Below are 12,725 nucleotides of genomic sequence, written 5' to 3'. Positions count from 1 at the left end.
ACTAATTACAGGGTTGCGTTTTGGGTTTCTTTTATATTGATTTTATCTCCGTCACGCAAAGACTGAATGCCTTCCTGAACAATTAAATCGTTATTTTTTAGCCCTTTGTTTAAAATGTATACATCGTCAAGAGTACTTCCAATGGTGACGTTGGTCATTTTTACAATGCCTTCTTTGCCCACCAGAAATACGAATTGTTTATCCTGAATAGAAAAAACAGCTTTTTGCGGAATTATAATCGCATTGGTTTTGGGTTCTGAAATAATCAGTTTTCCTGAAGTTCCGTGTTTGATAAATCCCTGCGGATTATGAAATTTTGCTTTGTATTGAATAGAGCCTGTTTGTCTGTCAATATCTCCGTCGGCGGTTTTTAGTTCTCCTTTTTGATCGTAAACTATTCCGTTGGGCAATACAAGTTTTATATCACCTTGTGTATGAAGGGTTTTGTCTTCCATCATCTGGAAATAGGTATTCTCAGGAATAGAGAAATACGCGTAAACATCGTCTAATTGTGAAACAGTTGTAAGTAAAGATCCGTTTTCGACCAGACTTCCTTCTTTAAACGGAATTCGGTCCACTGTACCGTCAAACGGCGCACGTATTGTAGCAAAACTAATCTGTTGGGTGATCGCTTTTTTTTCCGCGGAAGCGTGAGCTACTTTGGCAGAAGCCGCATCATGTTTTGCTTTAGATAATTCTAATTCCTTATCAGCAATTACCTTTTTGTTAAAAAGCGTCTGAGCTTGTTCCAGCTCTACGGTTGCGATTCTTAAATCGGCCATACTACTTTTGTAAACAGCCTGGGCTTTTAAGAGTTGTATTTGAAGTTCTACATCGCTTATTTGAAATAAAAGCTGGCCTTTTTTTACTTTTTGGCCTTCACTCACATATACTTTGTCGAGTAATCCCGGAATTCTAACGTGAATTTCTACATTGTTTTTGGCGTGCACATCGGCCACAAATCGGTTGGAAACGATGGTATCTTTTAAAGTTACCTTATAAACGGGAAGAGTTTTTATTTTGTCTGCATTCTTTTGGGTTTTATCTCCGCACGAGACTAAAACGAATAAGGATAAAATGGCGATAAAAAATAAATTGTTTTTAATTTTCATGATTAAATTTTAAAAAATGGTGTATAAATAGGTTCTCTTCCTGATCATTAATAGACAGGAAGACAAGGGAATAAGTATGGAAAATAATGGATGTGCCGGCAGAAGCCCTAAGAGCTATGCCATGTTTTTGAGAAATATTTTTATAAGTAATGTGGCCTTTATTAAAAATAAAAGACAATAGAACAGCGGTTCTTTACATTAAAAAATAAATTAAAATCTAGAAAAGTTGGTACAAGTGCAGGTGACTATGACACTGAATTTGATAAAACGTGGTTATACTATAAATTAGTTTATTTACTAAGATTTTGTAATGTAAGATCTTAGTAAAAAAAGGTGTTTTTAGTATAGTGCTATCCGAAGGTGTAGCCCTGTGTTTTATTTTATTTTTTACTATGAAATGAATTTCCAGATTTTTGGATAATGATAAATCTGAAGATAAAAAATACGGAATTTCATCAGCAGAAACATTATCCGGAGTACAATAATCAATAAGTTCTGGCTGATATCTATTAGACTCTGTACTTCTTATAAAAGAAAGCGAGAGTAATAAAACTAGACAAAAAAACTTAAAGTGTTTCATGAACAATATTCTTCGCCTCCTGAAAGGATTCATTAAAAAAGACAGGAGATAAATTTGATAGTGCGCCAAATATAGTAATTTGAAAAATAAGCAATTCTTAATTTTTTCTAAAAATGGTAAAAATTTAAGTTTTAATAACATTGAATGGAAGATAACTATTAGTCTGATTCTAATTTTAAAATGCCCTATTAATTTAAGAAGTTTACTTAGGGTTCGCTTTAAATCTTCAGAAATAAAATAGTAAATATTTGATCTTAAATCAGATATTAGCATTCTAAAATTTGACGGAGCGCTATAGAAAAACTAAAAAAAACAGGATAAATTATACAGCAAAGCTATTATCCAATTCTGGAATAAATTGGTAAAAATAAGAGTGATAGTGCAGGTTATTTCAATTTAAAAGTCCGTTTTAAAAATAAAATAATGTAAATAAAAGAATAAACTTACATAAAAGAATTAAGGAAGTTACTTTCCTCTAACAATCAATTTTATTTAAGATTTTTTGCATGCGTTTTATGCGTAATAAAAGAACTAAAATTATTCTTTTGTAATTGAGAAACTAAAATTCTTAAAAAAGTTTACGAACGTAAATTAAAATTCTGTTCTTTGCCAACTAAAATTTTATTAAAAAAAGGTAACGAAAACCAAGTCTTAGCGACCAACTTAAAACACAATATTATTAGGTATTTTAAGTTAAGACTAATCATCGTATTTGCGTTTATGGACAACAAGAAGTTTATATTAAGTTTAAAAAAAGGTAATGAGGCTTCTTTCAAAGAAGTATATCTCAATTACTACGATAAACTGATAAACATTGCCAGACGTTTCGATTTTACAGTGCTGACCCCGCAGGATTTTGTTCAGGAAACTTTTTTAAGATTGTATAATAAAAGAGAATTACTTAATGAAGACGTTTTATTCGATAAACAATTGTTTACGATATGCAAGAATATCATTCTCAATCACGTTAACAGAGAAAATAAAATAATTCAGCTTGATCCCGGGTTCGAAAAAATGGAAACTGAGGATACAGAAACCATAATTTTTGAAGAAAGAAGAGAAAAACTGCATAATTTCATCAATCTTCTTCCGGAACAGCAACAAAAAATATTTACTTTACATAAACTGGAAAACCTTAGCTATAAGGAGATTGCAGCAATTACAGATCTTTCTGAAAAGACAATTGCCAATCATATTTACCTTGCCAGTAAATTTATTCGAAAAAAAATCGAAGAGCATTAGGAACTTTTGTGTTCTCGTTTGTTATACTAATAAACAGGAACATAAAATGCATATCGAATCGTATAAAACAGATGTTACAACCAAAGAAGATGCAAGCTTTATTGTAGTGCTTCTGCAGTTTATTATTTCTGATTGTATCATGAAATTCGACTTAGAAAATAATAATCATATTCTAAGAATCGAAACTAACAGAGATATCAAGGAAATGGTTTACGGTGTTTTTAATAAACAAGGATTTTATTGTCAAAAAATATAATGCCCCAAGCAATGGATGAAAAAAAAATAGAAGAAGAATTAAAAAAAATCTGGGACGAAACTCCCATTTCGCATTCTGATAGCGAAAAAGAGGTTTCCTGGCAACAATTCCAGGCAAAGGCGTTTGCTCCAAAAAAGCAGAGTAAGCCTTGGCGTCATTATGCAGCAGCGGCAGCCATTTTACTTTTTGTTCTGGTAGGAACCGGACTTTATTTTAAGGGTCCGTCTTTAGTAAATAATACCGATATAAGTATTGCCGGAAATACGATAGAAAATACCAGCTCTATCATCAAAAGTATTGTTCTCCCAGATAGTTCAAGGGTAGAGTTAAGCCCGAATTCTAAAATTGCTTATGCTGATAATTTTGCGGTTAACAGAAAAGTTGAAGTTTCCGGAGAAGCTTATTTCAAAGTAAAAAAAGACAAAAAACATCCTTTTCAGGTGCTTTGCAACGAAACGACAACTACAGTTTTAGGAACTTCTTTTACCGTTACAGGACATAACCAAAATGGAGTAGAGGTTGCCCTTTATGAAGGAAGCGTACAGATGAATGTAAAAAATCAGGATAAAAAATGGATACTGAAACCTGGAGAAAAATTTACTTACGGAAATGAAACCGCTGTAGTAGCCGGGTTTAACAGATTTATGGATTTTGATGATGAAAAACTAAGCAATGTAAGCCTATATATTGAGTCAAATTATGGTTACAAAGTAATGCTTCCGGCAGAATATAGTAATCAGAAAATTACAGTACGCATTAATAAAAAAGAAGATCTAAAAACGATTCTAGAATTAATATCAGAAATGTATAACCTAAACTTTGAAATAAATGAAGATTTAAAACAGATTACTTTTCAATAGAAAAGAAAAGGATGCACTAGCCGCGAAACTAAACATCCTCCTCATTGTCAGGATAGTGTGAAGCTATCCTATTTAATAATATTCAAAAATACAAAATTTCATGAAGCATATAATTTCAGCATGCTTTTTTTTATTCAGTTGGTGTATGTTTTCCCAAAACGTAACCGTAACGGTAGACCAGACTGTAACATTAAAAGAATTTTTTAAGCAGATAGAAAATCAAACCGATTTTAAATTTGCCTTTACAGATCAAATTAATACGAGTCAGAAATATTTTACCCAAAAACGTACATTTAACAATACCGAAATAAAGGAATTAATCAGTGAACTTAATAAGAGTGCATCGGTTCAATTCTCGATCGTAGGCAATAATATCTTTGTAAAGCAAAAAACTACGAAAGCGTCATCGGTTAAAAAAAAAAACAAGCTAACCGGTCAGGTTCTTGATGATGAGAGAGAGCCAGTTATTGGTGCTAATGTTTATGTAAGAGAAGCGGGTACTGGCGCTACAACAGATGCGAATGGATATTTTTCTATAGAACTCGACAATGGCACTTACACCGTTGAGATTAGTTATGTGGGTTTGAAAAATAAAGAAAAGCGTATTACGATTTCTGATGATGAAAGAATGAAATTTAACATGGAGTCAGACAGTCAGGAATTGGAACAGGTAGTCATCACCACAAGCAAGGCAGTTGATGTAAAGAATACTCAAATGAGTGTGAATAAACTTTCGATGGCCGAGATTAAAAGACTTCCGACTGCTATGGGGGAACCGGATCCTTTAAAATCATTATTGACTTTGCCCGGTGTTACTAACGCCGGCGAAGCTTCATCAGGTTTTAACGTGCGTGGAGGTGCCGCTGACCAGAATTTGATTCTTTTGGATGGTGCTCCGGTATATGGGGATTCTCATATGTTTGGCTTCTTTTCTATTTTTAATGCAGATATCGTAAACGGATTAGATTTATACAAAGGAGGGATTCCGTCTAAATTTGGAGGACGCGTTTCATCAGTTCTTGATGTCACTCAGCAAACAGGAGATCTTAATGAGTATAAAGTAAATGGAGGTATCGGACTTATATCCAGCCGACTTTTAGTACAAGGCCCTCTAAAAAAAGACGTTGGCTCGTTTATTATTGCAGGACGTGCTTCTTATGCGCATTTATTTTTAAAACTGACTGATATTACAAGTTCTGTGATGTTTTATGATATTAATGCCAAGTTTAATTATCGTTTAGGAGCCAATAATACAATTTCTTTTTCCGGTTATATGGGAAATGATTTATTCGATATTAATAATTTCTTTGCCAGTACTTACGGTAATACGATGGGAACGTTTAGCTGGAAACATAAATTTTCGGACAACTTAAATACGAACCTTTCTGTTTTTTACAGTGATTATAAATTTAACCTGCAAATACCATTTCAAAAATTTGAATGGGATAGTAAAATCACCAACTACGGGCTTAAATACAACTGGAACCACACGATATCAGACAATTTTAAACTGAACTATGGTATTGATGGTTTATACTATGATTTTAATCCGGGAACTGTACAGCCGTATGGTGTTGATTCGCAGTTTAATTACAATCAATTAGATAAAAAATATGCTTTAGAAACTTCGGCTTATCTTGATGTTGAAAATCAGGTCACAGAAAAGCTGAATCTTCGTTACGGTCTTCGTTACAGTACGTTTTTGCGTTTAGGTAACGAAACTATCAATACGTACGAAAATGGACAATCTGTAGTATACAATCCGTTATATCATATTTACGAAGAAGCAGACCCAATTGGAAGTAAATATTACGGAAAAGGAAAAACCATCAGTAAGTTCGATAACTTTGAACCGCGATTGGCATTATCCTATGCTTTTAATGATGAAACTTCAGTAAAAGCGAGCTACAACAGAATGGCGCAATATATTCATATGTTGTCTAATACCCGTGCTCCGTTGCCTATGACGATCTGGACACCAAGCGGACCTTTTACAAAACCGCAAATACTGAATCAGTATGCAGTAGGATATTTCAAGAATTTCAAGGAGCGCGAGTATTCATTTGAAGGAGAATTATTTTATAAAAAAATAAAAAACCGCATCGATTACATTGATGGTGCAAATTTATTGGGTAACAACAATATCGAGCAGGATATTCTTAATGGAGAAGCGAGATCATACGGTATGGAGTTATTGTTCAGAAAAAATACAGGTCGTTTTACAGGATGGGTTTCGTATACTTTGTCTAAAGCTGAACAAAGAACGCCGGGAAGAACTCCTGAAGAACCGGGTATCGCAAATGGCGGCTGGTATTTATCAGGATACGATAAATTGCATAATCTGAATATTACTGCCAATTACGAGTTCAATCCTAAATGGTCGTTTAATGCTAATTTTACCCTGCAATCAGGTCAACCGGTAACGTACCCAAACGGTTATTATGAATTTGGCGGAAGAAATGTACCTAATTATACCTTGAGAAATTCAGACAGACTTCCTGCATATCATCACTTGGATATTGGCGCAACTTATACGCCTAAACCGGATAAAAAACAAGGATGGCAAAGCTACTGGGTATTTAGTATTTATAATCTTTATAACAGACAAAATGCTGCATCGATTACGTTTTCTCAAAATGATACTACGGGAGCAAATGAGTCCAAACAACTGTCTATTTATGGTTTAGTACCTGGAGTTTCTTATAATTTTAAATTTTAATAGTATGTTACGATTAAAAAAATACAATTTAAAAAGTAAAGCTTTTACTTTATTTAGTCTTCTTTTTGTTTTACTTCTTTCATCCTGCGACAAGGTAGTTGAACTTGATCTGGAAACTGGAGATCCTAAAATCGTGATTGATGCCGAGATCATTTGGGAAAAAGGAACAAGCGGAAACGAACAGTCGATAAAAATAACCAGAATGGCTTCGTATTACAGTCCAACAACACCAAAGGTTTCAGGAGCACAGGTAAGAGTTGAAAATAGTAATGGAGATATTTTTACATTTAATGAAGCTGAACCGGGTTTATATAAGTGTACTAATTTTGTTCCTGCAATTGATATGGAGTATAAATTATTTGTACAAGTTGATGGACAAACTCTAACCGCTACCGAAAAATTAGTTTCTGTGCCGAAAGTTGAAAGAATAGACCAGGAATTTATGGCCGATGTAACAGGAGAAGATCTTATTGTGGTAACATTTTATTATAAAGACCCTGCTGATCAGGTCAATTATTATCTGACAGATTATAAAACGGATATTTTGCCTTATCCGGAATACACATCGACAAGTGATGAATTTTTGAATGGAAATGAAATCAATGAAAAATTTACAGATGAAGATCTAAAGCCGGGAAAAGTTCTTGATATCACACATCGTGGTATTTCTAAAAACTTTTATAATTACATGAATTTGATTTTAGAGGTTACAAATTCGAACCCTTTTGCTGCAGTACCGGGCAATATCAGAGGAAATATAATTAATACTACTGATGCTAACAATTTTGCTTTAGGTTACTTCAGGCTTTGTGAAGCAAACCGTATGTCGTATACAGTAAAATAAGAATTTAATTGGAGGTTGATTTGTAAATACATCTGGCATATAAATAATTATGTCAGATGTATATTTTTTTTATATAAAAGAGAACTTTATTCTTTCTTCAAATTCATAATCTCTTCAGCTGAAACTTTTATCACCGTGCCGTGGCGAGTTCCCGAAGGAAAACTAACCTGATCCGAAATATCCTGCCAGCCTTTTGAAGTTTGTTTTACAGCACCATATTTCTTCAGCGTATATTTGTCAAAATACACCACCCATTGATTGTCTATTTGAATTGCAGTTGGTCCTTCTGACCAATAATTTCCTGTAATAGGTTCGCTGGCTTTGCTGTAAGGACCTGTCAGATTTTTACTGAAAGCAGTTTTTAAATTTTTCTGCACCGGATTGCGCGTTTCATCTTTAAGATACATCACATATCCCTGATCCTGTTTTACGATCGAGGCATCGATAACATTAAAACCCGGTTCGTACAATAATTTTGTTTTTTCAAACTTTTTAAAATCCTTGGTAGTCGTGTAATAAATTCTGTGATTGTATCCTTTTTCTTCATCGGATTTCGTTTCCGGAAACTTTCCGTCAATTGTCGAAGCCCAATAAATCATATAGGTTTTATTTTTTTCATCGAAAGTAATTTCGGGAGCCCAGGTATTTCTTGTTTTTTCCTCGTGTGCCATTACAGGAATAAATTCCTGTTTCGACCAATGAATTAAATCTTTTGATGAAGCGTAACCAATTCCTTTATCTGTCCAGCTTACCGTCCAGACCATATGATACAATCCGTCACCGCCTTTTATAACGCAGGGATCTCTCATCAATTTATCTTTGCCAACCTCAGGCGTTAAAAACGAAGTATCATTTTTTAAAGCATTCCATTGATAACCATCTTCGCTGTAGGCCAGATGCAGGCCGTCTTCGCCATTTCCTTTAAAATAAGTAAAGACATACCCATCGGCTTTTAGCGTATAATTATTGGCGTTAAGCCATTTTTCACAAGCTTTTGGCCAGGTTGCATTCGTTCCTTTTACGCCTAAACCAAAACCGTGACCGCCGTTTTCATACAAATGCATTTCTGCCGAAACCTTTTCTTTCTTTAAAGCCAAATAATAATTAATGCTGTTTTCTACAGGAACGTCCTTATCATCAGTGGCATGAACCAAAAAAGCTTTGGGCGTTGCAGTATTTATTTGTTTTTCATTCGAATATTTTTCGATGGCTTCGCTGCTGGTATTTTTGCCAAGTAAATTATCCCTTGAACCTCCGTGCGTGATTCCGTTTTGCATGGAAATAACAGGATAAATTAAAATAGAAAAATTAGGTTTTGCACTGGTAGTATCAGTTGGCGTGTAGACTTTATCATTATAATGCGTGCTCAATGTCGCTGCCAGATGCCCTCCGGCGGAGAAACCCATAATCCCGATTTTGTTGGGGTTCAGTTTCCATTTCACAGCATTTCGGCGTACCAGTCTTACCGCTTCCTGAGCATCCTGCAAAGGCCCAACGGTTTTATTTTTCATGATCATATCACTTGGTAATCTGTATTTTAAAACAAAAGCATTAATCCCTAAACTATTGAACCATTCTGCTACTTTATAACCTTCTTTATTAATGGCCAGCATACCATAGCCACCGCCGGGACAAATAATAACAGAAGTTCCGTTTGATTTTTCAGGTGCAGCAAAATAGGCGGTAAGGGTAGGCAAAGTAACCATTCGGACACCTTCTGAAATGTCGCCTTTTCTGTCTGTTACTTCAGCATATCCGGTTGCCTGAATCTCATCAGGAATTTTATCCCATAACGGAATATCTTTTTTTTGTGCAAATGATGCAATACTCATCCAAAAGGATATAAAAAGGTATAAGGCTTTTAGCGTTCTCAAATTATTTAATTTTCTCATAAAATTCTATTTCAACAATACGTAATTGTCCGGTTGCATCTACTGATGTTTTATCTTTATATAAATCTAGTTCTTTTGTGGTATCTACTTCGACAATTTTAGAAAAAATATCTTTTTCTTTGCTTGCGCCAATCAATTCAATAGTGATCTTTTCAGCAAGAACAGGCTTCAGTGCAATAGTAATATAACCCAAACTTTGAGTTGTATTGCCTTTAAAAACCTCTTTACCATCGGCCAAAATACAAATAGGATATATTTTGGTTCTCCAGCCCGTCATTTTAACCACGCATTCGTTTACCACACTTGGTTTAGAAAGCGTGTAGGTTATCGATCCTGTATTGCTGTTTCCGTCATTTCGCCATTCGGTCAATTCATTGTCATCATAACTTTTATAAGTCTCATTATTATTCGATGGCGAAACAGCGTTCAGGATATTTAAGGCAATTCTTTTTTGCGTATAAGAAGGTGTTTTTGGCGTTGGTCCGCGCTCCAGATTCGAAGGAAGATTTATTCCTGGCAGTTCTTTCGAAATTGCGTTTGTAACCGTTATAGGCTTTGTTTCGAAAGTAAGTTCGGCTTCTTTTAGTCCTTTCGCATAAGCGGTAATCTTTATTTTTCCGGCTTTCGCCAAAGATTGAATCATGACTCTGTTGACGCCATTTTCGACCGGTATTTCCTTTGAAAGAATATAATTGTTAGGCCCTTGTGCAATTCCTCCAAGCCAGTTAGCAGGACCATCAACATGAAAACTGATCAAATCATTACTGATCGGGCAACGGTTACCATTTTTGTCCACTACTTCAACATCAATCAGAGCCACATCGGCACCATCAGCCAGTATTCCCTGAGGTTGAGTATGTAATTTTAATTGAATTGATGCTGGTTCGTCAGCCGTTATTTTAGAATCTTCACTTAAAATAATTCCTTTTTCATCATAACCAATGGCTTTAATTGTTCCTGATTGCCAGACTATATTTTCGAAAGTAAACAAGAATTCACTGCTTTGTTTTCCAAAACCCTGCGAAACACCATTCACAAATAATTCTACTTTAGAAGCTGTCGAAACTATGTAAATGTTTTTGACAACTTTATCGGTATAATTCCAGTGTCCCATAATATGAGTGCGGCGTTTTTCGATATCTACCCAGCCATCCCACATGACCTGATGTGCCCAATAACCATCTTTTGGAATACGCATGGCATCGACTTCGCCGCTTGTTCTGTAATTTTGTTCACCACGATGGTGCGTATTCGAATCTGAAAATATGATATTCACGCCACCGGAATTCACTCTTTTTCCGGTTCCGGGTCTTTCCCTGTAATAATCACACCAGCGTATAATATTTTCGATAGCATGACGATCCTGATTGTGATTGTAATCCTGAGCAGGATTGCCGCGATACAAAGGACCGTCGCCTTCTTTATGAAACGGAGGAGAGAATTCATCCCAATATTTGCGTAAACCTTCATCTCTTGAATATTCCGTTGCCCACAAAGGTTTTCTGGCGCTTTTATTAATATAAAGCATTTCTCCGCCATATTCCGCTTCCTGACTGTCCAGCATTTCACGGGAACCAATCGCACGTCCTCCAAAAGGATCATAGGTATCCCTGAGGCTTTTCATTTCATGCATATGCGCTTCACTTATCGATTCATTGCCGCTTTCATAAAAAATAATACTCGGATTGTTTCGGTTATAAATAATAGCATCGCGCATCAGGTTTACCCGTTGTTTCCAGGTATCGCCCTGCGCATCTTTTTCGGCGTCACCTGCAGGCATTGCCTGTAGTAATCCAACTCTGTCGCAGGATTCAATATCCTGTTTCCAGGGCGTTACGTGCATCCATCGAATCAGGTTTCCGTTGCCTTCAACAATGAGTTTATTGCTAAAATCGCTCAACCACGGCGGAATCGACATACCAATTGCAGGCCATTCGTTACTTGTTCTCTGTGCATATCCTTTTACCTGAAGTACTCTATCATTCAACCAAAATTGACCTTCCCTAAAATCGGTTTTTCTGAACCCCGTTTTAGTCGAAACTTCATCAGTAATTTTTCCATCCACTTTCAAAATGGTTTTTACCGTATACAAATAACCGTATCCCCAACTCCAGAAATGCAAATTTTCAACTAGTTTATTGGCTTTAATAATTTTAGTTTCATTAGGCAAAATAGTAGTTTTTTCACCAGAGTAATAAGCGATTTGTTTACCATCGATATCTTCAATTACCAATTCGTATTCCACTGTTTTGGCCGTATTGAATTCATTGCGAATTTGGGTTTCGGCATTTATTACAGCGCTTGAAGCGGCAATATCAATTTTAGAAGGATAAATATAAACGCCCGTAGTTTTTAGAAAAGAATAGAGGGGAAGCGTCTGGTATAATTTACTCGTAATATGCAAAAAGACGTTTTTTGGAATCCCGCCATAATTAGCATTAAAATTAATATTGTTCCATTGGTAAGCTGCTCCGGTAGCTTTCTCTTTGTATTTCCAGTCATTATCAATTCGAAGCGCAATAGTATTTTCTGACGGATAAGGTTTCATCAAATCAGAAATATCAAACCCAAAAGCCATCACTCCATTTTCATGAAGTCCCACTTTTTGTCCGTTTACATAAATTTCTCCCGCTTGACGGATGCCTTCAAATTCAATAAAAATTTTATTGTCCTTAATTCCTTTAGGTAATTTGAACTTTTTGCGGTACCAGACAATTCCTGTGGTGAGATGTTCGATATCTTTTTCAAAAGCTTCTTCCTGATTGTAAGCGTGTGGCAGCGTTACTTTTTTCCATGAATTATCATTAAAATTTACAGCCGCGGCATCTTTAAAATCTCCGGTTTTTAGTTTCCAACCCGCATTAAAATTGAATTTTTCCCTCTTAAATTCCTGAGAGAATAGAACAGAATTAAACAGGAGTATAGTAAAATATATAAAAGCCTTCTTCATTGCGATTGTTTATTTATAATATTTTGAACCAGTTAGAACACTAATTCAATTCAAACTTTTCAAAATCTGAAAAATTACTAAAGTAAAAGTAGAAGCATAGAGTCAAATTGCCATCCTGTAGCATCCTGTTTAGAGAATTAAATACGCAGTAAATTGTAGTCTTTGTTTTTCAATCCATAATTTTTTATAGAAATAAATAGGAATAGTAAAAAAATAAATAATTATTTTTTTTGATATGATATTTCAGCGTGATCCTGTTTAAATACTGGT

General features: G+C 35.0%; 8 protein-coding genes. 5 read left to right on the top strand and 3 right to left on the bottom strand.

Translation table 11 applies throughout. The features are described 5' to 3' along the window. Positions 1–5: 5 nt before the first annotated feature. The gene (locus GIY83_RS09750; protein ID WP_194614863.1) at positions 6–1,112 is read right to left on the bottom strand and encodes an efflux RND transporter periplasmic adaptor subunit; all 1,107 of its coding nucleotides are present in this window, start codon (positions 1,110–1,112) and stop codon (positions 6–8) included. Between the two features lie 1,300 nt (positions 1,113–2,412). Between GIY83_RS09750 and GIY83_RS09745 the strand changes: the two genes are divergently transcribed. The 5 genes from GIY83_RS09745 (at position 2,413) to GIY83_RS09725 (ending at position 7,613) form a co-directional block, all read left to right on the top strand. Beyond that, the gene (locus GIY83_RS09745) at positions 2,413–2,934 is read left to right on the top strand and encodes an RNA polymerase sigma factor (RefSeq protein WP_194614964.1); all 522 of its coding nucleotides are present in this window, start codon (positions 2,413–2,415) and stop codon (positions 2,932–2,934) included. Positions 2,935–2,980: 46 nt separating this feature from the next. Beyond that, positions 2,981–3,190, top strand: a complete 210-nt coding sequence (locus tag GIY83_RS09740; RefSeq protein WP_194614862.1) for a hypothetical protein — start codon at positions 2,981–2,983, stop codon at positions 3,188–3,190. 11 nt (positions 3,191–3,201) lie between these two features. Next, entirely contained in the window at positions 3,202–4,050 is an 849-nt protein-coding gene (locus GIY83_RS09735) for a FecR family protein (RefSeq protein ID WP_208686656.1), read from the top strand. A 100-nt stretch (positions 4,051–4,150) separates the two neighbouring features. Beyond that, complete coding sequence (locus GIY83_RS09730; protein ID WP_208686654.1) at positions 4,151–6,769, top strand: TonB-dependent receptor; 2,619 nt, start codon at positions 4,151–4,153, stop codon at positions 6,767–6,769. Between the two features lie 4 nt (positions 6,770–6,773). Next, positions 6,774–7,613, top strand: coding sequence for a DUF4249 domain-containing protein (locus GIY83_RS09725; RefSeq protein ID WP_194614859.1), 840 nt, complete (start codon positions 6,774–6,776; stop codon positions 7,611–7,613). An 86-nt stretch (positions 7,614–7,699) separates the two neighbouring features. Here GIY83_RS09725 and GIY83_RS09720 read toward each other — a convergent pair whose 3' ends face one another. Together GIY83_RS09720 and GIY83_RS09715 are read right to left on the bottom strand one after the other, a co-directional pair. Continuing rightward, a complete protein-coding gene (locus tag GIY83_RS09720) occupies positions 7,700–9,505 on the bottom strand; it encodes an alpha/beta hydrolase fold domain-containing protein (RefSeq protein WP_208686652.1) in 1,806 nt (601 codons plus the stop codon). Beyond that, positions 9,489–12,455: a sugar-binding domain-containing protein gene (locus tag GIY83_RS09715; RefSeq protein ID WP_208686650.1), complete on the bottom strand. Its 2,967-nt coding sequence runs from the start codon at positions 12,453–12,455 to the stop codon at positions 9,489–9,491. The genes GIY83_RS09720 and GIY83_RS09715 overlap by 17 nt, the downstream gene beginning before the upstream one ends. Positions 12,456–12,725: the final 270 nt, after the last annotated feature.

It is taken from the genome of Flavobacterium sp. SLB02 (assembly GCF_009664855.1).
Classification (GTDB): Bacteria; Bacteroidota; Bacteroidia; order Flavobacteriales; family Flavobacteriaceae; genus Flavobacterium.
The sequence above is the reverse complement of the archived record's forward strand: the minus strand, read 5'-3'. Positions and strand labels throughout refer to the sequence as shown.